The organism is Peribacillus muralis (assembly GCF_001439925.1).
GTDB classification, from domain to species: Bacteria; Bacillota; Bacilli; order Bacillales; family DSM-1321; genus Peribacillus; species Peribacillus muralis.
In genome coordinates this window covers 24,433-48,839 of the sequence record NZ_LMBV01000008.1, presented here as the reverse complement: position 1 = coordinate 48,839, position 24,407 = coordinate 24,433, and the positions used below count along the sequence as shown (strand labels likewise).

The 24,407-nt window shown below is 42.8% G+C and carries 21 protein-coding genes; 11 read left to right on the top strand and 10 right to left on the bottom strand.

The features are described 5' to 3' along the window. Positions 1–444 precede the first annotated feature (444 nt). Positions 445–1,266: an alpha/beta fold hydrolase gene (locus tag ASU00_RS12185; RefSeq protein ID WP_057913744.1), complete on the top strand. Its 822-nt coding sequence runs from the start codon at positions 445–447 to the stop codon at positions 1,264–1,266. A gap of 21 nt (positions 1,267–1,287) precedes the next feature. Then, the gene (locus ASU00_RS12180; RefSeq protein ID WP_057913743.1) at positions 1,288–2,499 is read left to right on the top strand and encodes a SpoIIE family protein phosphatase; all 1,212 of its coding nucleotides are present in this window, start codon (positions 1,288–1,290) and stop codon (positions 2,497–2,499) included. Positions 2,500–3,174: 675 nt separating this feature from the next. On the opposite strand, the gene ASU00_RS12175 is transcribed toward ASU00_RS12180, so the two are convergent. From ASU00_RS12175 to ASU00_RS12160, 4 genes are all read right to left on the bottom strand, one after another. Next, the gene (locus ASU00_RS12175) at positions 3,175–4,740 is read right to left on the bottom strand and encodes a glutathione ABC transporter substrate-binding protein (RefSeq protein WP_057913742.1); all 1,566 of its coding nucleotides are present in this window, start codon (positions 4,738–4,740) and stop codon (positions 3,175–3,177) included. A gap of 69 nt (positions 4,741–4,809) precedes the next feature. Beyond that, positions 4,810–6,312: a chlorohydrolase family protein gene (locus tag ASU00_RS12170; protein WP_057913741.1), complete on the bottom strand. Its 1,503-nt coding sequence runs from the start codon at positions 6,310–6,312 to the stop codon at positions 4,810–4,812. Position 6,313: 1 nt separating this feature from the next. Further along, positions 6,314–7,822, bottom strand: coding sequence for an amidohydrolase family protein (locus ASU00_RS12165; protein WP_057913740.1), 1,509 nt, complete (start codon positions 7,820–7,822; stop codon positions 6,314–6,316). 65 nt (positions 7,823–7,887) lie between these two features. Beyond that, complete coding sequence (locus ASU00_RS12160) at positions 7,888–9,444, bottom strand: glutathione ABC transporter substrate-binding protein (protein ID WP_057913739.1); 1,557 nt, start codon at positions 9,442–9,444, stop codon at positions 7,888–7,890. A 211-nt stretch (positions 9,445–9,655) separates the two neighbouring features. Between ASU00_RS12160 and nikC the strand changes: the two genes are divergently transcribed. From nikC to ASU00_RS12125, 7 genes are all read left to right on the top strand, one after another. Beyond that, positions 9,656–10,558, top strand: a complete 903-nt coding sequence (gene nikC / locus ASU00_RS12155; protein ID WP_057913738.1) for a nickel transporter permease — start codon at positions 9,656–9,658, stop codon at positions 10,556–10,558. Between the two features lie 12 nt (positions 10,559–10,570). Then, positions 10,571–11,491 carry a nickel ABC transporter permease gene (nikB, locus tag ASU00_RS12150; RefSeq protein ID WP_057913737.1) on the top strand — a complete coding sequence of 307 codons (921 nt, stop codon included), beginning with the start codon at positions 10,571–10,573 and terminating at the stop codon, positions 11,489–11,491. Between the two features lie 11 nt (positions 11,492–11,502). Then, entirely contained in the window at positions 11,503–12,528 is a 1,026-nt protein-coding gene (locus ASU00_RS12145) for an ABC transporter ATP-binding protein (RefSeq protein ID WP_057913736.1), read from the top strand. Further along, complete coding sequence (locus tag ASU00_RS12140; RefSeq protein WP_057913735.1) at positions 12,528–13,514, top strand: ABC transporter ATP-binding protein; 987 nt, start codon at positions 12,528–12,530, stop codon at positions 13,512–13,514. The genes ASU00_RS12145 and ASU00_RS12140 overlap by 1 nt, the downstream gene beginning before the upstream one ends. Before the next feature lie 88 nt (positions 13,515–13,602). After that, entirely contained in the window at positions 13,603–14,370 is a 768-nt protein-coding gene (locus ASU00_RS12135) for a sensor histidine kinase (protein WP_057913734.1), read from the top strand. Then, positions 14,367–15,065 carry a response regulator transcription factor gene (locus ASU00_RS12130; RefSeq protein ID WP_057913733.1) on the top strand — a complete coding sequence of 233 codons (699 nt, stop codon included), beginning with the start codon at positions 14,367–14,369 and terminating at the stop codon, positions 15,063–15,065. The genes ASU00_RS12135 and ASU00_RS12130 overlap by 4 nt, the downstream gene beginning before the upstream one ends. 3 nt (positions 15,066–15,068) lie before the next feature. After that, the gene (locus ASU00_RS12125) at positions 15,069–16,388 is read left to right on the top strand and encodes an SLC5/6 family protein (protein WP_152983748.1); all 1,320 of its coding nucleotides are present in this window, start codon (positions 15,069–15,071) and stop codon (positions 16,386–16,388) included. 415 nt (positions 16,389–16,803) lie between these two features. On the opposite strand, the gene ASU00_RS12120 is transcribed toward ASU00_RS12125, so the two are convergent. From ASU00_RS12120 to ASU00_RS25435, 3 genes are all read right to left on the bottom strand, one after another. Further along, on the bottom strand, positions 16,804–18,261 hold the full coding sequence (locus ASU00_RS12120; protein WP_152983747.1) for a protein adenylyltransferase SelO: 1,458 nt from the start codon (positions 18,259–18,261) through the stop codon (positions 16,804–16,806). A 316-nt stretch (positions 18,262–18,577) separates the two neighbouring features. Beyond that, positions 18,578–19,003, bottom strand: coding sequence for a hypothetical protein (locus ASU00_RS12115; RefSeq protein WP_057913731.1), 426 nt, complete (start codon positions 19,001–19,003; stop codon positions 18,578–18,580). Positions 19,004–19,233: 230 nt separating this feature from the next. Next, entirely contained in the window at positions 19,234–19,383 is a 150-nt protein-coding gene (locus tag ASU00_RS25435; RefSeq protein ID WP_161809731.1) for a hypothetical protein, read from the bottom strand. Positions 19,384–19,676: 293 nt separating this feature from the next. On the opposite strand from ASU00_RS25435, the gene ASU00_RS12110 reads away from it, so the two are divergent. Together ASU00_RS12110 and ASU00_RS12105 are read left to right on the top strand one after the other, a co-directional pair. Beyond that, positions 19,677–20,369 (top strand): FHA domain-containing protein, encoded by a 693-nt coding sequence (locus ASU00_RS12110; RefSeq protein WP_057913730.1) that lies wholly within the window; start codon positions 19,677–19,679, stop codon positions 20,367–20,369. Positions 20,370–20,525: 156 nt separating this feature from the next. After that, entirely contained in the window at positions 20,526–20,840 is a 315-nt protein-coding gene (locus ASU00_RS12105; protein ID WP_057913729.1) for a hypothetical protein, read from the top strand. A 355-nt stretch (positions 20,841–21,195) separates the two neighbouring features. Here ASU00_RS12105 and ASU00_RS12100 read toward each other — a convergent pair whose 3' ends face one another. The 3 genes from ASU00_RS12100 to ASU00_RS12090 form a co-directional block, all read right to left on the bottom strand. Further along, on the bottom strand, positions 21,196–21,468 hold the full coding sequence (locus ASU00_RS12100) for a hypothetical protein (protein ID WP_057913728.1): 273 nt from the start codon (positions 21,466–21,468) through the stop codon (positions 21,196–21,198). A gap of 647 nt (positions 21,469–22,115) precedes the next feature. Next, complete coding sequence (gene spoIID, locus ASU00_RS12095; protein WP_057913727.1) at positions 22,116–23,162, bottom strand: stage II sporulation protein D; 1,047 nt, start codon at positions 23,160–23,162, stop codon at positions 22,116–22,118. 116 nt (positions 23,163–23,278) lie between these two features. After that, positions 23,279–24,370 carry a GerAB/ArcD/ProY family transporter gene (locus ASU00_RS12090; RefSeq protein WP_057913726.1) on the bottom strand — a complete coding sequence of 364 codons (1,092 nt, stop codon included), beginning with the start codon at positions 24,368–24,370 and terminating at the stop codon, positions 23,279–23,281. Between the last annotated feature and the right edge of the window lie 37 nt (positions 24,371–24,407).

Below are 24,407 nucleotides of genomic sequence, written 5' to 3'. Positions count from 1 at the left end.
TCGCACCCTCCGTTACAATCCACTCTGATTTATAACTACAATTTAATTCTAAACCTCCTCATTTTTGGAGGAAATGTCCTTTAGATATCATCATTTCAGGCACTCCCCTTATCCAGAGGGCGGTCGGGGAGCCTTCTCGGCGCTTGGCCTGCGGGGTCTCANCCTATACCGCATTTCCCGCAGGAGTCTCGCACCCTCCGTTACAATCCACTCTGCTTGAAAACTAGAGCAGAGAAGTACACTTTTAAAAAAAGACAAGGATATGTCTATAAAATTTCATAGCAGTATAATCCCTCTATTGTACAAATATATGAGTTTTAAAGGTACATAGAGGCTAAGGCATTTTCCGTTCAAATAAGATTAAGTACTAAAGTGTAATTCTTTAATTAGATTAAGGTTAGTGTTAACATTAGGTAAGTATATCTTCTAATGAAGGAGCTAGTTATGAATCCCAATATTTTATTGCGTAACAATGTAAAGGTTGCAGGAAGTGGTACACGACCAATGATATTTGCTCCGGGTTTTGGTTGTGATCAAAATGTCTGGCAATCGGTTGCAAAAGACTTCGAAGAGGAATACCAAATTATCCTATTTGACTATGTTGGGTCAGGTAATTCAGATATAGAGGCATATAACGTGGAAAGATACAGCACTCTTGAAGGGTATGCACAAGACGTACTTGATGTTTGTTCCGCATTAGACTTAAAAGATGCAATATTTGTTGGTCACTCTGTTGGATGTGTGATTGGCATGCTGGCATCAATAAAACATCCTGAATATTTTTCTAAACTTGTTCTGGTTGGTCCTTCCCCTTGCTACCTGAATTTCCCTAATGATTATTACGGAGGTTTCGAAAAAGAACAGCTTTTAGGGTTGATTGATATGATGGACAAAAATTATATAGGCTGGGCAACCGCCTTTGCTGGAACGGTAATGAATAATCCAGATCGACCAGAGCTTAAACGGGACCTAGAGAATCGTTTTTGTTCTACTGATCCTATTATTGCTCGACAATTTGCGGAGGTTACCTTTTTTGCAGACAATCGTAAAGACTTAGCAAAAGTAAAATTACCATCACTCATATTGCAATGTTCAGAAGATGTTATTGCTCCGTCAGCAGTAGGTGAATATATTCATAAGCATCTTCCTGATAGTACATTGAAAATGATGAAAGCAACAGGACATTGTCCACATATCAGTCATCCTGAAGAGACGATATCCCTAATCAGTCAGTATTTGGATGAATTTAATACAAATGATTTATAGAAGAGATGGGTGTGAATTTTTGTGAATGAACAACTAAATGAGGCACCCTGCGGATATTTTACTTTATCAGAAGAAGATGCTATTTTATCCGTTAATCAAACCTTACTTAAAATATTGGGATATAATCTCGATCAATTGAATGGTCAGCCTATTAATTTTATCCTTTCGGCTTCGGCCATACTCTTTCATCAGCTTTACCTCGTTCCTCTGATCAAGTTAGAAAATCACATCGAGGAAATATATATATCCTTAAAGTCTGTAGATGATGAAGAAATACCTGTATTACTCAACGCTGTTCGAAGAGAGCGAGATGGAAGAACCATTATTGAGTGTGTGGTGATTCCCATGCGCAAAAGAAACGAATTAGAAAATGAGCTTCTTATAGCAAAAAAAGAGGCAGTGACTGCTCTAAATGCTAGGAATAAGGCTTATTCTGATTTAGAGAATGCTCATGAAACGATGAAAGTTCAAAAGGATAAGCTAATTGAATTAAACAAAAAAAATGAAAAATACAAAGTAGATACAGAAAGAGAAATGGATCTTGCTAAAAAAATCCAAGAGACACTATTACCTGTTCCTATCATTAATGAACATGTTGAGATTCAAGCGTATTATAAAGGCTCCAATCAATTATCAGGTGATCTATATGGATTCTACCAAATTGACGCCCAACGGTATGGCCTTATCCTACTAGATGTGATGGGGCACGGACTTTCTTCTGCTCTCATAACCATGTCACTTCAGTCCATATTTCAGAGATTAATTATTAAAGGTTCAGAAGTGAAAACTGTGATGAAGGAATTAGATGATCACCTTCATTCTTTATTCAAAAACACAAGTGAAACTGGGCATTACTGCACAGCCGTCTACCTTTTGATCGATACGGATAAGAGAGAAATTAATTACATCAATGCAGGCCATCCTTCGGTGCTCTTACAGGATATGAACGGAAAACAATATCAGATGCGTTCTAATCGGCCACCACTCGGGATGTTTGAAGATATGAGTTTCAAAACAAATACCCTTACCTACAATAAGGGCAGTAAGCTGTGCCTTTATACAGATGGAGTTGAAGAACCTCTAGGTTCAGACCGATTATGCTCATTGGTAAAAACCTATTCTGCTGCCCCTTTATCTACACTTAAAGAGGAAATTATCCAATCTCTTAGAAACGAAGAGGACAGTGACTCACGTAAAGATGACCAAAGTCTTATTTTGGTTAACCTAAAATAAGACACTGGGTCGGTTACATAAACTAATACAAGGTGCTGTCCAATTGCATTGGAGTTCGCATAGTAGATACTATGTTTGATCAATTTTACCTACAGACTAGTCATTAGAATAAAATAAAACAAATGGGAAGCTATCATATTGATAGCTTTTATTTTTAACGCAAAATAATTATCAATTTATCGACTTTAATCATGAGTGTGTGCTTTGCAACAAATTTGAGGCGAGTTCTCGCAAATATTGCCCTTTTCACACGCAACGGGGACCGTTTTTCATCAATTTCTTGCGTTACACTTGATTTTGGCCCTGGTTCTCCGTATAATCACTGCTTTCTCTCACCATTTCGGCGTGTTATTCGCGAATTTAACGACTTTATTCGTGAGTTTGACGATTTTATTCGTGAGTTTGGCACTTTTACTCGTGAATTTGATGACTTTATTCGTGAGTTTCATGCTTTTACTCGTGAATATAGGCTCAGCATTGAATTTGAGGCACCTGCAGTGCAATGTAACGACTTAAGTACATTCCTACAAATGGGCAATCGGAATACCATCTAATGCAATCACGTAAGTACTACCTCTCGTTCAAGTCAAAACAAAAAGGCTTCTGAAGAAAATCTCAGAAACCTTTTGCCACAAATACATTACACCCTGAATTGGGTTGAACCCTTTAGCTTCATCACTTTATCGTTACTTCATTAATTTCGAGATAGCCTGAAGGACTCATCGAGAAGCCTTTTACGTCCTTCGCGACCGCAGCAACATTTTCAATCACCCTTACCGGAATATAAGGGGTATCGGCCATTTCGATTTCCTGGGCCTCGGCGTATAGTTCTTTGCGCGTTTCTTCGTCTTTTTCTTTTCTGGCTGCATCGATCAAGGCGTCAACCTTTGGATTGCTGTAAAAGAATGTATTGCCGGCGGCTCCCTGTGAATTCGTATGAAAAAGATTATATTGATTATAATCGGCATCACCTGTCGCGTTTCTCCAGCTGATGATGAACATTTCCGATTGCCCATTATTCACTTGTTCCACGAACGATCCGTACTCCATGACCTGTACCTTCAAATTGATTCCGATGCCTTTTAGCTGGGATTGCAGGACCTCGGCCAAGTTCACTCTTTCCTTACTGTCCATTGTCAGGATGGTGGCGTCCAAGCCTTTTGAATATCCGGCTTCGGCCATCAGTTTTTTTGCTTCTTTGAGATTATAATCATAGGCTTTCAAATTGGCATTATACCCGAATACTTTAGAGCCCATCAACGAGTTCGCCTTGACTCCGACATTATTGAACACGCCTTTAATGATCGAATCCATTTCAATGGCATGGGCGATCGCTTTACGGACGCGGACGTCATTGAATGGTTCATTCTCGACATTGAATCCTAAATATTCGGTACCATATCCTTCACTGCGGTAAACGTCCATGGCCGCTGAGGATTCCACCTGATCCATGACCGCTATCGGAAGAGGCTCCGCTATCTGTGCTTCACCGGTTTCGATCATCGATATCCGCGTTGAATCTTCAGGGACGACCTTGAAAATGACTTTGTCCACTTTTGGCTCATTTCCCCAATAGTCTTTGTTCTTCTCCAAGGTGATTTCCTGCCCCGGGGACCACGAATCAAAAACGAAAGGACCTGTTCCGTTTGGTTCCTGAATGATTTTCTTGCCAAACTTCTCGATCGTTTTCGGGCTAATGATTCCCCCTTCGTGATTCGCCAAAATCGAAAGCAGTGGGGAGAAAGGTTCCTTAAGTTTGAATTGCACGGTATGTTCATCAACCGGCTTCACTTCTTTTACCATTTTAAATACAACTGCTCTGGGAGAGGCAACCGCCGGATCCAATAGTCTATCGAACGTCTTTTTTACAGCATCTGCATTAAATGGTGTGCCATCATGAAACGTTACATCATCCCTAAGCTTGAATTCCCAGGTCGTGTCATCGATTTGCTTCCACGATTTTGCTAGCATAGGCTGGATTTCGCCATTTTTATCCCGCTGTACAAGTCCTTCATAGATCTTATGGTGTGTGACACTGGCTGCATTGATCGTGGACATGAACTGCTGATCGAGGTTTTCCGCGTCCGATAAACGGGCAATGACCAACGTCCCCCCTTCCTTTGGCGCAATGTTCGGATCACTTGCCGTTTTGCTTACGTCATTGTTAGAAGAACAACCTGTAATGATAATCCCGATGAACATGACTATAATAAGCTTTCCTATGCCAAGATATCTCCCCATCAACCATGACCTCCCAATTTCTTTTTCGAAATATAATAATATTCTGACTATTTAACACAATAATATTCTCTACTTCTTTTGCACGTTTTCAGCCATTATAGGACCAATCGCTTCTACGATTTTAAATGAGGGCTTAAACAGCTCTTGCTCAGGAAGCTTCTGATAATCCCTTTCCAAATAACCGCTTCTCATCCTATTAAAATATTTTTGCGCCTTATATTTGATTTCGTCCAAATCAAGATCAGTGATCACTTGATCTTTCATGACGACTTTTCCATTAATGATGGATAATGTAACGTCCTTCCCAGAGCCGCTTACAAACATCGTCCGAATCGGATCATCGATTACACCCATATGATAGCTGTCCAGGCTTACCGCAATGATATCGGCTTTTGCCCCCGGTGCAATCCGGCCTAAATCGTCCCTGCCAAGAAAAGTCGCTGCATCAAGAGTTGCGGATCGAAAGAAATCGGCATACCTAGAGCCTTCCACTTCCTTCTCGGCCATTCGTGAAAGAAGGCTGCCTACTCTTACGTTCTGGAACATATCCGGAGGGAATGTATCCGTTCCAAGAGCAATATTGATATTTGCCCTCTTATATTTTGCAAAGGATTCCAGCGCTTCGCCGTGCCTTGCGATGATCAGCGGGCAATGGATCACCGTTGTCTTCGTTTCCTTTAGAAGTGCCAAGTCATCACTGTGGCCATATTTGGCTTGGCTGTAACCTGAAATATAGTGGGCATGAGGAATTCCCGTTCTTGGACCGAGGAAACCAAGATCGTACAAATATTGAATCGGTGTCACCTGATGGGCTTCCCATATCGTGTTGAATTCAAAGCTCCCCTGGGCGGCATGAAGCTTTATCGGTACATCCAGTTTATCGCCGTAATATTTTGTTTGTTTTAAACTATTTGCCGTTTGGCACTCTATACGTTCTGGGGCAAGCATCCCTCTTACAAGGCCATCATAGGCACCATCGAACGTTTCGACAAACTCGACCGCCCTGCGCAATCCAGCTTCCCCAGCCTTTTCATCCCAGTGCAGTTTTACTTTTTCGTTAGGCTCGACGACCCTTATTCCGGATTGGAAGCTTGGACCTAAGTAAACCCTTAACCCCAATCGAGCTGCATGTTCTGCCGCAGCTGCCAATTCAGCATACGTTTCTGCCCAGCTTTTATAAAAAACCGAGGTAATCGGCATCGCCGTCGTCACGCCATGAAGGATGAGCTGTGAATACGCATATAAAGATTTGAAAGCCTCATCTTCTTTGGACATCCATTCGGGATGGCCGCTTTTGATATAATCCTCTGACCAAAGCATGTTTTTCTGTCTATCGGACCCAGCTTCAAAATGCAATATATCATGGTCAATGTCCCCTAACGCATTCAAATCAATGAAGCCGGGGCTAATGATCGCATTTCCGGCGTCCAATACCTCATCCACTTCTTGCGGATACTTTTTTCCTACATACAAAATCGTATCACCTTCATATACGACCTCCGCATTTTCCAAAATGACATGATCGCAGCCATCATAACCAATTACATATCTTCCTTTAACCTTCGTTTTCATCTTATTCCCCTTTCCACATTTCCTGAGCATTCTCCCGTTCGTCATATCTTCTTTCATCGACATAGGCCCTGGCGTGTCCCCAGAAATATTTCGTCGGCTTCATATACTTTTCCAGCCCCGCACGCTTGATCGTCGAAAACGCTTCTTCATTCGCTTCGTTAAGCACGGTGCTTTCATGAACGGTTTGGACCTTCCTCCCCACCATGATTACCTTCCCATCGACGATGACATGCTCCACATCATTCGCCACTGCTTGAAAGACAAGCCGATGAACATGCATGAATTCAGGTGTTAGATGCGGCTGATGCAAATTGACCGTAATCACATCCGCTTTCTTCCCAATCTCAAGCGAGCCGATTTCATCATCCCAGCCAATGCATTTCGCGGCATCGATCGTAATCATTTCCAGTAGTTTTCCTGGTGGTAAATAGTAATAATCCCTTAGTGCCGCCTGGTGAACGAATTGGGTTTTCCTCATTGCCTGGAACATATCAAAGCTAGTCGAAGGCGAGGTTCCATCCGTAGAAATCGCCACCGTTGCACCCATTTCCAATAATTCAGTGATCGGCGTACGGGCATTCACCTGCCCAAAACCTGGTGATGCACTGACATTCGTCCCCGTTTCTGCCAGGATCCTAGCCTCATCAAAGGAAATGCCGCGGCAATGCTGTAAATGGACATCAGGACCTAACAGGGCATTCTTCTTATCTTGTATCGCTAAATGAATCATCCCGCCAAAAGCATCGGAATGAATCCTCGTATCATATTTTCGGGCAATTTCCCTGATTCTTTTCGCTTGATAAAGATCATGATCACTTAGCCCATAAAGCCTGTCAGGGGCTGTGGGGTTGGAGGGGTCAACAGATGTGACGATGACAAATGGGGTAATGAAGGCTCTCGTGCGGTCTTCATTAGCATGATTCAGTGCTTCGATCACTGCTTCCGCTCCCATTAATACCTCTTCATAAGTAACCTGCTTCTCGATTCTTTTCCCGTCAACCCACCGGCTGAATGAATGAGGCCATGGAGGGTTGCAAGGGCCGGTGCAGACAACCTCCCTCACGCCCACCTCGGCGTAAGCCTTTGCGTGATTGATTGCGAAAATCGGGTCATCGGATCGCGGCATGGAGCCTAAAACACTTACACCCGTCGTTACACCCGCCTTCAATCTCTCTAAGGAGGAGAGCTTGCCTTCGTAGTACCAAAAATCATCCGTTACAAAATGTTTATACGTATTCGTCATGATCGGCATCCAAAAATCGATATTCTCCATCGCAATCGTCTTGAACATCGAATGTCCCCCATGGCCATGAACATCTATCAATCCTGGCAATATGCATTGATGGCTGCAATCGATCAATTTTTTCGCCTCATACTTCGATGTCAGCTTTTCGGTTATATCCACGTCTAAAATTCGTCCTTCGTTTATGGCGATGGCGCCATCCGAAAGGATTCGCCTGTCTGGATCCATGGTGATCACAGTCCCATGAATGAGCAGCAAATCAATCATATTTCCCCTCCTAATCGAGAAGACAGCATAACTGACTTATGCTGCCTTCCTTTTTGATCCAATCCTTATTGAACCGTTATGTCGTCAAGCATTAAATAGTTTGCCGGGTTCAGCCAAAGTCCTTTAACCGTTTCGCCGTAAGCAGCCAGATGCTCATAGTTGCGGATCGGAACATATGGTACCTCTTCCCGTTCGATTTCCTGAGCCTTCGAATAAAGTTCCTTACGTTTGTCGCCATCTGATTCCTGACGTGCCGCTTCGATCAATTTATCCACCTCAGGATTACCGTAAAACGAACTATTCCCGGCTGCACCTTGGGATTTGCTATTAAAAAGGTTGAATTGATTATAATCTCCGTCACCTGTCGCATTGCCCCAGCCGCCTATGGAAACCTGATGCTCACCCTTGGCCGTCGCATCAATATAAGCTCCATACTCAAGAACCTGGATTTTCACCTTGATTCCAATTCCTTTTAATTGGGATTGAATCACCTCTGCCATGTTAATTCTTTCCTTGCGGTCACTTGTCGTTAAGGTAATCTCCATACCATCCTTAACTCCTGCTTCCTTCAATAGCTTTTTAGATTCATTAATGTCGTAATCGTAGCCTTTTAATTTTGGATCATAGCCAAAAACCTTCGGGCTCATCGTTGAGTTTGCCTTCGTACCAACATCGTTATAAACTCCTTTGATGATGGAATCGACCTCGATGGCATGCGCGACCGCTTTTCGGACACGAACATCATCGAATGGCTTTTTCTTCACATTGAAGCTTAAGTATTCAACGGCAAGTCCTTCGGTGCGATACAATCCCATCGTGTCAGAGGCTTCGATTCTCTCGATCTCCGTCACGGGAACTTGATCGGTCACATGTGCTTCACCCGTTTCGATCATCGCGATTCTCGTAGCATCTTCAGGGACGACCTTGAATACGACTCCATCGATCTTCGGTTTTTTTCCCCAGTAGTCTTCATTCTTTTCCAAAGCGATCTCTTCTCCCGATTTCCACGATTTGAAAGCGAATGGCCCTGTCCCAACCGGATTCTGGCCAAGCTTGTCACTATGTTCTTTAATCGCCTTCGGACTTAAGATGCTTCCTTCATTACTCACCAATATCGATAGTAAGGGAGCGTAAGGATATTTCAGTTTGAATTGCACCGTCGTATCATCTACTACCTTGATTTCCTTGATCATTTCCAATTTACCGGCTTGCGGCGAGGAGGTTTTCGGATCTAGTAATCGGTCGAAATTGGTTTTTACCGCTTCGGCATTGAAGGGTGCTCCATCATGGAATTTCACGCCTTCACGCAGTTTGAACTCCCATGTTAGATCGTCGAGCTGCTTCCATTCCTTCGCGAGCAATGGCTGTGGTTTCATCTCCTTGTCAGGAGCGACCAACGTTTCATACACCTTCTCATAGACCACGTTTGCTGAAGGAATGTCCGTAATGAAATGCGGATCAAGCGTCGTCGCATCTGACAGCCGGGCGACGACCAATGTCCCCCCTTCTTTCGCTTCTCTTTCTGGTTTCTTGCTTGCGGTTTGATCTGATGTACATCCAGATAAAACCGTCGAGATACCTATTAACGATGCCAATAGTAAGCCAGTTATGCCTTTTCTCATGATTACGGTTCCTCCCTTTCATACTTCCCTTTGTTTTCGACGAAGCTTTTTACATTGATTACATCGGGCATAATCAAATTATAAGAAAAAACAAAATTTTATATTTTCAGAATCTTTACTCTTTTTTTAACTATCTTTACTGCTTTTCCTCATCATATTTACTTCAATACCTATTTTGCATAAATTAAATGAAAGAAAAGGAGGAGCTGCTATGAAGCCAGAGGTCGTTATCAAGAATCCCGGATTGAAGCTAAACAAAAAGAAATCTACAAAACTACAAAACTGGAAAGCCTTTTATAAAAAGTTCAAAAGAAATAAATTGGCATTGGTTGGCGGATACATCGTACTTTTTTATATTTTATTGGCCATTTTTGCCCCATTGGTATCACCGCATGACCCATATGAAATCGATTTGGTCAACAAACTCCAGACTCCCACGATGGAGCATTGGATGGGGACGGATGATAAAGGAAGAGATATTTTAAGCAGGCTATTATATGGGACTCGCCTTTCCTTAACGGTAGGATTCGTGTCCGTTTTCTTCGGAGCGTTCATCGGCATCCTCTTAGGATTGACGGCCGGATATTATGGGAAATGGATCGATACGATCATCATGAGGATCGTCGATGTTTTGCTTGCTTTCCCAGGCATATTGCTGGCCCTTGCCATCATAAGCGCCTTGGGACCAAGCTTAATTAACGTAATGGTGGCGGTTGGCGTGTTTTCGATTCCGATGTTTGCCCGAATTGTACGAGGGTCCACACTGTCAGTGAGGAAGCTTGAATATATCGACGCCGTTCGTGCATTGGGAGCGACTGACTTCACGATTATAGTCAAACACATTTTTCCTAATATTCTTTCACCCGTCATCGTACAAGCGACATTGCGCCTGGCAACGGCCATTCTATCGGCAGCCGGCTTGTCGTTCCTCGGGCTTGGAGCGCAGCCCCCTTCACCAGAATGGGGTGCGATGTTAAGCAGCGGACGAGACTATTTATTCAGCGCTCCGCACATCGCTTTATTTCCCGGAATCGCCATATCCACTCTCGTACTCGGATTCAATATTTTCGGAGATGGACTGAGAGACGCCCTGGATCCAAGAATGAAAAAATAAGGAGGAGAGAACATGTTCGTATTTATCGTCCGACGCATTTTGCAAACGATACCGGTCTTGTTAGGAGTAAGTCTAGTAGTCTTCCTCATCATGCAGATGGTTCCCGGTGACCCGGCAACGCTGCTTGCAGGTGAAGGAGCAACCAAAGAAACGATCGCAATGATCCGGCACCAGCTAGGGTTGGATCGCCCCATCCTTTATCAGTACGTTGATTATGTAATTCACGCCGTACAAGGCGATTTCGGTCAATCACTCCGCAGCAGCCGCCCTGTTCTGGACGAGATTATGGTTCGCCTGCCGATCACGCTTGAGCTTGCTCTTGCTAGTATTTTCATCACCGTCGTGCTTGGAATGGTGGCCGGAATCATCTCGGCGACAAGGCAATACTCTGCAGCTGACATTTCCATCATGATCGTTGCTTTACTAGGAATCTCTTTACCTAGTTTTTGGTTAGGGCTTATGCTTATCTACTTCTTTTCCGTCAATCTGCAATGGTTTCCCGTTTCAGGCTGGGGAACGATCAGCCATATGATTCTACCTGCGATAACCCTTGGTGCGGGCGGAGCGGCAATCGTCGCCAGAATGACCCGGTCAAGCATGCTCGAAGTCGTTCGTCAGGACTATATCCGGACAGCGAAGGCAAAAGGGTTGAAGGAGCATGTCATCATTTATAAGCACGGACTGAAGAATGCACTGATCCCTGTCATTACTGTCGTTGGCCTCCAATTCGGTGCACTCCTTGGCGGCACCGTATTAACCGAATCCGTCTTTGCCATCAACGGACTTGGGAGATTGATCGTCGATGCCATCAGGACGAGGGATTTACCGATGGTTCAAGGCGGCGTCCTTATTGCTTCCGTCATCTTCGTATTCATGAATTTGGCTGTGGATATCCTCTATCGATACTTTAACAAGCGCATAGACTTAAACTAAGGAGGTACGTGATGAAACAGTTTAATGAAACAATACTGGAAGTTAAAAATTTGCAGACCCACTTTTTTACCGACGAAGGAACGAGTAAAGCAGTGGACGGAATCAGCTTCACCTTGAACAAAGGGGAAACGCTTGGAATCGTCGGGGAATCAGGGAGCGGAAAAAGCATCACCTCCTTATCTCTGCTAAGGTTAATTCCATCGCCTCCCGGTAAAATCGCCGGCGGCAGCATCCTATTTAAAGGGGAGGACCTGCTTGCCAAGACGGAAAAACAGATGCGTTCCATTCGCGGAAATGAAATTTCGATGATTTTCCAAGAACCGATGACTTCATTGAATCCCGTCTATTCAGCGGGCGAGCAAATTGCCGAAGCGATCCGCCTTCACCAAAAGCTTGGAAAAAAGGAAGCTTGGGCCAAAGCGGTCGACATGCTTCGGCTTGTCGGAATCCCCTCTCCTGAAAAAAGGGCAAAGCAGGAGCCGCATGAGCTGAGCGGCGGAATGAGGCAAAGGGTCATGATTGCAATGGCACTCGCCTGCCACCCTGAGGTATTGATAGCGGACGAGCCTACGACGGCGCTTGACGTGACGATTCAGGCGCAAATTTTGGAACTGATCAAAACGCTGCAAAAGGATTTCGGAACGGCCGTCATTTTAATCACGCATGATTTAGGTGTCGTCTATGAAACATGTGATCGGGTGGCGGTGATGTATGCCGGGAAAATGGTTGAATACACCTTGGCAAAAGAAATTTTCACGAATCCTAAACATCCTTATACGATTGGACTATTGAATTCCCTTCCTCGCCTCGACTTGGATCAGGAGGAATTGACCACCATCCCCGGGACCGTTCCAAGTCCGTATGATATGCCCAAGGGCTGCAGCTTCGCCCCCCGTTGTGCTCATGCGAAGCCAATTTGTGAACAAGCCGTACCGGATCTCGAATCGGTCGGCCCCGATACCGAGGTCAGCTGTTGGATGTATACCCCGCAATGGGATAAAGAATATGAAGCGGAAGAGAAAGTGGGGGTTCAATGATGGGAGCAACGGTTGAAGACAAAAAGGTGCTGCTTAAAGTAGATCAATTGAAGCAATATTTCCCGATCAAGGGTGGTTTTTTCGGACGTACCGTTAATCATGTAAAAGCTGTCGACGACATCAGTTTCCATATTTATCAGGGGGAAACGTTGAGTATAGTCGGTGAATCTGGCTGCGGCAAATCGACGACCGGACGGGCCATCCTTCGATTGGATCAGCCTACAAGCGGGCAGATACACTTTCAGGGCAAGGACCTTTTAAGCTTAGGAAAAAAAGAAATGCGGAGTACGAGGAAGGATCTGCAGGTCATCTTTCAGGATCCCTTCGCCTCCCTTAATCCTAGACAGACGATCGGGCAAATTCTTGGAGAAGCTTTATCGATACAAAATGTGGTGCCTAAGGAACAACGCAGAAGCAGGATCGAAGAATTGTTGGGACATGTCGGCCTGAGACCGGAATCGATGGAAAGGCACCCGCATGAATTCAGTGGCGGCCAGCGTCAGCGGATTGGGATTGCACGAGCACTTGCCGTCGATCCAAAATTGATCATTTGTGATGAAGCGGTATCTGCACTCGATGTCTCCATTCAGGCGCAGGTGCTGAATCTATTAAAAAAATTGCAACGGCAATTCGAGCTTACCTTTCTTTTCATATCGCATGACTTAGGAGTCGTGCGCCATATCTCGGATCGCGTCATGGTCATGTATTTAGGAAAGATCGTCGAAATCGCCGACAAAAAATCGATCTTCGAACAGCCGCAGCACCCATATACACGGGCCTTGCTATCTGCCATCCCGGTGCCGAATCCAGTGCAGGAAAGGGAACGAATTTTATTGACCGGAGATGTTCCCTCGCCGATCGACCCGCCAATCGGCTGCCGCTTCCATACACGGTGTCCGTTTGTGATGGACATCTGCAAAACAAAGGCACCGGAATTAAAGCTTTCAACACAAAATCATCAAGTCGCCTGCCACATCGTGTCATAAGCTGTAGATTTTCACTGAAGTCTTTAGTAAGATACTCATAGACAGAATAATGAAAGCTATCTAAAAATACAAACAGCAGAGGTTTTCCATGCTAAGTTTCGAGGGATTCACGTTAATTATCATGCTCTTCATTTTAGCTCCTATCATGGGAGCTATTGCTCTTTTATTTCTATTCATATTCGAAAAAAGAATTGATCTGCTTGAGAATAAGAACAAAGAGATACGCCTGGAACAAGCTTTGCAGGAAGCGCAATATAATAAACTGAACCAGCAAATCCAGCCTCATTTTTTATTCAATACGTTAAATGTCATATTGGGCTTGGCCCGCCTGAACAGAAAGGCGGAATTGATACGTGCCTTGGAGGCATTTTCGCAATTCCTGAAGTTCAAATACAAAGCATCCGAGCCACTGATTCCCCTTGCTCAAGAAATTCAGTACACGCAGCATTACCTCGACATCCAAAGCCTTCGCTTCGGTGATAGGCTTAAGATCGATATGTATTGCCCCGACCATTTAACGATCGCGCTGGTCCCTCCTTTCATTCTCCAGACATTAGTGGAGAATTCGTTCAAGCACGGCTTGGAAAAAAAGGTCGGGGAGGCCCTGCTACATATCCGGTTTCGTTTGGATTCGGAGACGGTGCATCTGGAAGTGAAGGATAATGGATTGATCGGGAATGCAGCTACTGCTGCAGAGGAAGGCGGTCATGGCCTGGACAATATCCAAAAACGTTTATACTTGTATTTCAGCAATCGTGCCCAATTAACGATAGCTTCCAATGAAAATGGTACAAAGGTGGAAGTATCATGGCCACTCGTTTTTGATACGAATTGGGAGGAGGCAGCACCGGAATGAATGTATTATTACTTGATGACGAACCATTGGTCCTTGAACAAATGGAATATATGATTCAATCGATATTCCCTTTTTGGACGTTTCACAAAGCCGCCGATGCTGTTCAAGCACTGACGCTCAACCAGACTTATAAAATCAACCTCGCTTTCCTTGACATTAACCTGCCTGGGCGATCGGGCCTTGAGTTCGGTGAAGATCTGCGGGCGCTCAATAAAGAAGTGGAAATCATCATGGTCACCGCCCATCAAAGCTTCGATTACGCCCAGCAATCGATCAGGATCGGGGTCGTCGATTACTTAACGAAACCGGTCATCGAAAGTGAATTGCATAAAGTGCTATCCAAGTATCACAAAAGCGGGGCCGCCCAAAACTATTCAAGCCTGATCCACCATTCGCTAACATTCATTCATGATAACTATGCGGAAAAAATCTCCCTTTCGGACATTGCCCGTGAAGTACATACGAACCCGACGTATTTAAGCAGGAAATTCCATGAAGAGGTCGGCACCTCCTTTTCCGAATATTTAATGCACTATCGAATAAAAGCCGCCAAAAGGACGTTAACGACCAACACGAACTGGAGCATATCAGACGTCGCCGAAAACTCAGGCTTCAACAGTCAGCATTACTTCAGCACGTTATTCCGTAAAATAGAGGGAATTACACCGAAGGAGTTCCGCGAGAAAGGAAAATGACCATTGCGATCACGGACATTTCAAGAATACGTACAAGGCCCGATCCAAATCGGAATGGGCTTAGGAATCATCTCCCTCCTCGCACGCTGGGTGACGGGAACCACCATCTTATCCTCTCCTGAATCGATGGTGAAGTATGGCGTTTTCGGGGGAATTGGCTACGCGATCATGGGCGCCATCGCCCTCGTCATGTTCAGCTTCATCGGAAAGCGGGTACGACACGATTTCCCGGTCGGATTGACGATGGGCGACTATTTAAAAACGAAACTGCATCCATTCGGATATTGGATCTTGCTGATCATTCTGGTCATAACCAACCTCCACATCTTATTCATTCAGGGAATGGCCGCGTCCACCCTCTGTCAGTTCCTTTTCGATACACCGCTGTATGTCGGTTTATTTTTCTTTTTCGTTTTTTGTATTCTTTTTGCAGGCTTCGGCGGGTTGAAGCTCATTCATCGTTTCGCCGCCTTTCAAGTTGTTTTCATGTTTGCCGCCGTCATCTTGATTCCTTTATATTTCTTCGTCAAGGAAGGCATCCAGCCTGTTTATGATGGAATCCGCCTGTACCACCCATATATGCTGGTCATCAATAAGTATGATTTTTGGAGTTTCATTTTTGCCGGCCTTCTTGTCGGATTCGGGCAATTTTTCTTTGACCTGACCTCATGGCAGCGTTTGTTCATGATCGAGCTGAAAAAGGTACCCTTAACCTTTTCCTTATCCGGCCTGATCTGGCTCATATTCCCGCTCTCGTTTTCATCACTGTTCATCATGGTGATCTTTACAGGCGGCTTCACTGATATCCACTCGATTTTAGAAGGACTGGCAAGCAAGATTACGACGCCATTCTTTTTCATCCTGTTTGTCCTTTGTGCCTTCAGTGCAATCACCTCCACATTCGGGGCCTGCCTGCATGCATTGGTAAGCTTGATTGTCGCCAACATGATCGAGCCCTTTCAGGACCAAACGAATGACCAGCAAAAAATAAGGATGGCCTACCTCCTGTCAACCTGCATCGGCGTACTGATATTCATGGCGACACTCTTCTATTCCCCAAACCTAATGGAGCTATTATTCTATTCAGGGAATATCTATTCGGCCTTGCTCGTTCCCATTCTGGTCATCGTATTCAGCAAAAGGACAGTCGCCAATTACATACCGATAAGTGCACTCTTGGCCATCGCCGCCTCATACATCATCCAGCCTTATGCAAGTGAATTTCAAAGCATCTGGTTCAGTGGATTATCGTCGGTCACGCTCATCGTCGTATGCACGATCGTCAGCTTCATCAAAGATAAATGGAAGCTTCGTAAAAACTAAATCCTTTTAAAGCAAAAAAAAGCTGCCGACGTCATGTCGACAGCTTTTTATCGTCTGTGCTGGAAAGCTATTTTTTAGTAAAGCTTACCTTTTTTAAACTAGTAATATTTATACGATCTCCGGATTTTAGCGTGGTTTTCATTGTGTATGTGGCGTGTTTCTCGTAAATTCTGCTCTTTTTGAGCCTTAACAGAGCAATTTCTCGACTTTATTCGTGAATTTGGGCGCTTTATTCGTGAATTTGGCCACTTTATTCGTGAATTTCGCTCTTTTACTCGCGAATTTGGATTTTACGCATAATTCGAGGGGTGTCCTCGATGAGCAGATTCAGCAGTCGGCTCTTGTCATATGAAAAAACGATATCCAGAGAATCGATTGATCTCGGGACACCGTCTTTTTTCATCATGTGATTAAATCAAGTTCCGCAAAAAGTCCGGTAAGGCGTTGATGCCTCAGGCAGTGTGGTGTATTCTCCTTGCTTGGCGGAGTGCTCGTAAGGGTTTGAGAGAACATCCAACAGCCGCTCCATCACGCTGTAGTCCCCTTTTTCCACGGCAGCCTCGAGAGCCTCTTCGACCCGGTAATTCCGCGGGATCACCGCTGGATTGCTGCTTTTCATCAGCTGGCTCGATGAGTCTTTAGATTCCTGCTGCCTGCCTAGTCTTGCCTGCCAGAGCTCATGCCACTGGACGTATTCCGCTGCCCCGAAAAGGACCGTTTCCTCAATTGTACCAAACGTTAACGCGCGGAATGTATTCGTATAATCCGCGCCATGTTTCTTCATCATGCTGAGGAGGCCATTGATTAACGCTTCATCCTGTGTTTCTTCATTAAATAACCCCAGTTTCGCTCGCATCCCCGCTAGCCAGTGGGCGTGATGCAGATCTTTAAAGGCCGAAATTTTCTCTTGAGCGAGCTTGACTGCCGAGTCCAGGTCTTCATGCAGCAATGGCAATAGGGATTCTGCGAACCGCGCGAGATTCCAGCCGCCAATTACCGGTTGATTGCCATAGGCATAGCGACCTTGCGTATCAATCGAGCTGAATACCGTTGCCGGATCATACGCGTCCATGAAGGCACATGGGCCATAATCGATCGTTTCCCCGCTAATCGTCATGTTGTCGGTGTTCATTACCCCATGAATGAAGCCAACCAGCTGCCATTGGGCAATAAGCTTTGCCTGACGCTTGATCACTTTCTCGAACAGAGAAAGATACCGGTTCTCCCCTGCTTCAACGTCTGGATAATGACGCTCTATCGCATAATCGGCAAGTGCCCTGAGCTCCTCGACCGTGCCCCATTTCGCAGCGAACTGAAAAGTACCGACACGCAGATGACTCGCAGCGACACGGGTCATTATGGCCCCGGGCAGCCTAGTTTCCCGAATGATCGATTCTCCGGTCGTCACCACTGCCAGACTTCGGGTCGTCGGAATGCCAAGTGCATGCATCGCCTCGCTGATGATATACTCCCGCAACATCGGCCCCAGTGCCGCACGCCCATCACCTCCGCGCGAATACGGTGTTCTTCCTGGACCCTTCAGCTGAATATCGACCCTCCCGCCTTGAGGAAGGACTTGCTCGCCAAGCAATACGGCCCGGCCGTCACCCAACATGTTAAAATGCCCAAACTGGTGCCCCGCATAGGCTTGAGCAAGAGGCGAACCACCTTTTGGAGCCTCGTTTCCGCCAAAAACCGCCACACCAGCTTCGCTCCTCAATGCCTCAACGTCCAGATTAAGCGATGCTGCCAACGGTTCATTGAGGATGACCAACTCAGGTGAGGTTACAGGAGTCGGATTCGTGCTCGTGAAAAACTTTTCCGGAAGACGGGCATAACTATTGTCTAAATTCCATCCTGCTTCATTACTCATTGTCATGGCTTCTCCTTTTCTTGTTTTGTCATTTTGTATGGATGTTCGTTCTCTCATCATTTCAGCTAAACTAAATACCATTCTTAAAACCAATGCAGTCTTTTTTAATGTCTGCTTCTGCCAATTTATTATACCGTTTCCATATGAAAATGGCTCATTTTAAGCATGGGTGAATGCCGTTCTGTGTTTGTCTCATAAGTTTTTCTACGCAAAATAGAAGAGGCCGAAACAATGTTCATTCAACGTTTCAGCATCTTCTTTTTTTCGAATTCGGCTATCTATAACTACTTATTTTCAGGGAAAGAGACTAAAAACGTTATTCTTCAGGTAGTTCATCCCCATTAATAATGATCATTGCATCATGTTTCCCATTACTTAAAACAAGTTTAATGTTTCCTTCTCCAGGCTTTGATTCAAATGAGATAATCGCGCGTCCTTTTATTATTTCAGAGAATACCTTTTCTCCTTTTGAATTCATTACGATACATTCTATTTCACTTTCAGTTTGATCGTTTTTTATTGAAATTGTATTGTTTTCTTTTAACAGTGTTTTCATTTCAAGCGTTCTCTTTTTATGAAGGTTGCCAGATATGGTCATATCAGCTACTAAAACTTTTGAATCTTTTACATAGGTCTTATTCACTTCAATTCCATCGGTAGTCATTGCACCTGTTTCTGAATATATATTCATGATTAGCCCAAGCAGAAAGAATGCACCTATTACCGCTAGTATTTTTTTCATAACGCATACCTCCTATCCTTATAATCTCTCTTCCATAAATCCAATCGTTACAGAAACAATAATACACATTTATGGTTTAAATTAGGTATATTTTATCATAGAATCTCTTTTTTATCGAAAAAACATTGCATCAAAAAAACCTACCGCTGGTCCGGTAGGCCTAGCTTATATTTTTAACCGGTGTCACTTCCGGTATTGATTTCAACGTCCTTCCCACATCCCCTGCTATACTAATTCAGGATAGCCAGGGTGATGAAGGCAATGCCAAATGTGCAGTACAGACCGAGGGTAAGGGGCTGGGGATAAATGATGTAAATCATCATACTAATGATCATCAGCAGGATGCTGTAGGCATTGATTCTATCTCTCCACATACTCATCTTTGGTCAACTCCTTTTTGATTGCGTTGTCCTTGTACGATAGGATTTCTGAACGAAAAACAATCGCAAAACACATCGCTGACGCTTATCTGTCCTTGCAACGAATGGTACATTCCCGCTTCTGTAATGGCCGTCTTCGTGCCTAATTTTACTCTTTTTTCATTTTTCGTTAGGATGTATGCGTCTGATAATTTATAATTATAGGATTGCAGCTACTAAATAGCCATGTAGCGAAAATGATAAGTCCATAAAAATAATTTAAATATTCAGATTTTTAAGGGGATATGAAGGAAATGTTCAATAATACTTTCAAGGTTGTCCTGCGAGCCTTACATAAAGGTCAAACCGAGGAATTCGCCTATGTATATGAAGGAAAAAGCTTATTGATTGGACGTGCAAGCCAGCACTCCAAAGCTGACTTCAAGCTTTATAATGACTTCGTTTCCAGGGAACATTGCCTGATTTACATGAAAGAAGGAAAGCTTTTCATCGAGGATTTGGCGAGCAAGCATGGGACCTCCGTGAACCAGATGCGGTTAGTCCCTGGTCAACCCTGCGCCATTGAACCGGGTGATGTTATTACTCTGATTAATGGATTGATTGAATTCATGATTTCCATCGACAACGATTTAACACGGGATTTCACGCCGGTGAACCCGGATTTGCTGCGAACGGTGAGCATTAATGAATATCTTCAGACCGTGACCATCAATGAAGAAGCTCCCATTAAAATGCCGACGAAGGAATTCAATTGCTTTAAGCTGCTTTATGAGAACTTGGACCACCTCATTTCAAAGGAAATGATCGTCCAGCAAGTATGGCCCGAAAGAAATGGGAATCCCGAGCAAATCGTTACTGCTGAAGAAATCGCTTCACTACTCTACCGGGTGCGCAAGCGGATAAATGGCCATTTCGCCATTAAAGCAGTCATTCAAAAGGGATATTATATGGAATCGGTATGCTCCATCAACCTCTCCGACCTATAATGAACTGCACCCCCATTATAAGGCGGACGTCATTTCACGGAGCTAGTTAAGGTATCTTCTGCTCGCATCTGTAAGCACCCATTCAGTGGGTGCTTTTTATTTTGAAGGAAATTATCTCCTTTTGTTGAATATATATTTAAAAAAGGAGGTGAGTACGTGGAGGTTAGAATAAGAACTTTATACGTTTTAGAAATCTTGGAAAACGGAGAACATTATTCTTTTGATTATGAAACCGAAGATGAAGCCTATAATGCATTTGAATTCCTTGTAAAGACATACAAGGATAACAGAATTATTGACAAGGGACCTGTCATTTCCGCTGATAATTTTATTCAATTGAGTATAGGCAAAAATCATGTAGGTTCTGTACCGAAAAACGCAATCGCAAGCTACTCGCCTTTTGAATGGTTCAAGGATATACATGAGGAAATTAAGCTCTCCTCTAAAATATACCACGAAAATCATAACTGAATGCAAAGTCAGGCATCCACCTAAGTGGGTGCTTCTTTACTGGAATGTAGATACGAATTCGCGATTTCAAAAGTAAAAAGATACAGCCAAATTCATAATAAAACCCTCATTAGCCGCTCATATAACCTAAGTCAGTCGAAAATACACCTCCGACTCAATCAAATATATACTTTACTAACCGAACGATCATTCTGGGTATAAAAGTCAAGATACTAAAAATCAAGTCTAATACGATCGAACCAAGAATCTGATCCAATATGTCTTTAAAAAAACCGTTCTTTGTCTTTCTTTTATCTCTTGCCATTTTGTATCCTCTTCATATTTCCTGATTTATCCAATACTTACTCCATATCTATCATAAAAAAATTATACCCGACAATAGAGATAGAATCATAAGTGAAAATGTAATACCTAAACCAACCAGTTCCTTTTTTGTTGCTTTTCCTAGTAAATACCGTTCAAATAATAGTAAAGACATTCCAATTACTATAATAATATAAGCCATAAACCGATAATCATTGTAAACACCGTAAAACAAGGTGGAAACAAAGTGTATCATTCCTCCTGTTATCCATAAGAGTAACGCTGGAATGAACAAGAACTTTATTCTGTTTTTAAAAATCTTCATTATCACATCTCCATAAAGACAGCTTCCATCTTAACCTAACACAGACGCGGAAACAAAACCCCTATGGTCTGTACCCGTATCCAAACACGAACAAAAAATTAATAAACAAAAAAAGCGCGGTTGATGGAATTAAACTTACTACAACCAATCCCTTAGCTGTGATGCTTCGTACGCTTCTAAACCATTTGTAATAAATAAAAAGGAGAATTACTGCCAAAGGCAAGAAAAAATAACCTACCATAGTATCAACCCAGCCTGAATTCTTATCCCAATAAGCATCTGGTACAGGAAGGCTATTCTCATATTGTCTATCGATTTTGAATTTGGTTGTAATAAAGATATATGAGATTATAGAATAATAAGCAATTATTAGGCTTTTACCCACCACAATAATAAACGATTGGAGATTACTATTAAAAAGAAGATTGCTAGCATGACAAACAAACCTGTGTATGTTACCAACTTAATTCCCCCTATCTAATTACGACCACCATAAAAAATCCAATTATTAACTATTCGCCTTGACAGAACTAATTCCTTTTAGCAAAGTACTCTTAAACTAAACTAAATGTTTGGTGCATAAGAAAAAGAGCTGCTCGTCACAGCCCTAAATGGTTAGGAATAAAACAATTTTGTAATTGCGATCGTTACTTTTTCACATACATCTTGTTGATAAAGGGTTCGACTGAAGAAATGGTGATATCCTGATAATAATAATGTACAATATCCTGATAATTTTTACCCTCTTGTGCCAATCCGTTAGCACCGTATTGGCTCATACCTACACCGTGCCCATTACCCTTAGTATGAATGATCACTTCACTGCCCTCTCTTTTGATTGTGAAATCGGATGAATGAAGTTTCAGCTTATCTCTGATTGTTTTCCCACTATATTTCTTATCGTTGATTTCAAAGGATTTTATACGATTTCCCTCAGATTTTGAAAGAACCGACCCTATATTAACATCACTATCCAATTTAATTCCAAGCAACTCTTCAAATTTAGGTACTTGAATGGTCGTTTCATTTTGAAATTTAGGAGATTGCAGATCCCATGGACTCTCCACACTTTTTAAATATGGCGTTTTATTCCCCCAATAATCCTCAGAATTCTCCGTATATCCATTACTGGTTGAAAAAAAGGATGCATCGATTGGTTTCTCATCATAGGTTATGATTTGACCTTTTGTGGCATCGACCGCTTTTTGAACTTTAGATATATTTGATTGATAATTTTTTCCCCATTCACTAGCCAGTTCTTTTTTATTTTTAAAGACTTGGTGGAATTGTGTATTATCAGTTATATCAGTACCTTCTGGCAAATTAATTGTGGAATTTGAGAGCATTTGCCTAACCAGAAATGTTCTCGCTGCTAAAGATTGAGCCTTTAACGCTTCTAATTCAAAAGAAACAGGCATTTCAGAAGCAACAACACCTACAACATATTCTTCCAAAGGAATCTGTTCAACTTCTTTAGTCAATGTCCTATAAACTGAAACGTCGATGGATGGCTCCGCCGATTTTTTATCAGTTTGATCTTTACTGTTGGTTGATTCAACAAAATCCTGACTTGTTGATGCATCAATATACTTTTTCGGACTGTTTGAAAATCCAAGAACTAAAATAGAAGGTACTACTAACGTAATAATAATGGTCGATAGAACGATCCACATCAATGGTTGGAATTTATTCATCTTACCTCCTTAATAAATAAATCATTATAGAAAGGGTATGAATAAACCGCACCTTATATTACCGATTATTAACAAGCTATTTTACAACAATTCTGATCGCACCTTTAAGGAATTACTCAAGAGCGTTTCAATTTTTTCTTTGTTTTCATGACAACCAACAGGATCGGTAAGTATAAAACAATGAAGCCCACGCTGTATGGATTGATTATTTTGTTTACTATATACAATATATCTCCATCGTAAAAAAATATATTGATAAGGATTATGATGATCGACATGATCCATAGTGGATATTTTTGCTTGACATTGAATACGCGCTTGATCCCCCTGCTGGCAGCCCACAAAGGAATGACCATGTTGGGTATGATAATGACGGCCCACCAAGAAATGGTTATGTATTCAAACCGTTGAATGAAAGGTAATTCAATGATGCTCGTCATCGTTAAGGTTGGCCATAGCGTTAGGGTCAATAACTTTAGTGGATAAAAGGCGATGGAAACGAAATAAACTAATAAGGCCAGTATGGTCGTGGTTATTACTCCTCCATGAGCATACTTTTGTGATGTTTCCGCATCTTTTATGAACGGATAATACATTAAAAGCATTTCAAAACCTAGCAACGTTAATGAAATACTTTTGGTACCTTTCAGTATATCCAGTATAGAATGATCGAACATAGGAAGTAATCCCGTGAAATCTGAATATTTAATAGTATAAAAAGGGAAAAATAAAAGCCAGTATGAAACGAGTACTGTTAAAAATGTAATACCTGTAACAGTCCGGAATCCCCCTGTATTTATAGAATAAATCAAGATAAGGAACACCGAAGCCAATGCCCAGGAAGGTACATCATCAAACATCCAAACATGTATGACACGAATATATCCGACTATGATGGTCGTTCCTAATACAAAAAAGTACAAAATGAACAAAAGACTGAAGAAATTGCCAACCCATTTACCAAACGCATAGTCGTTAGCGGAAATGATATCACCCGGAACCATTTTGAAAATCTTATACATAAGCCAAATTAATATGTGAATAAGCAATCCTGCCAGGAGTATGGATATCCATCCATCCGTCCCTGCGAACTTTGCTAATTCTCTTTGGAAGCTCAACGCGCCCAATCCTGTTTGCATGCCATGAATTAAAAAAAACACATAGAACGGCAATACCTTATACTTTTCATCAATATTAACTTGGTTCATATTGGACCCTCATTTGTATCACTGATTTCTAATGGTA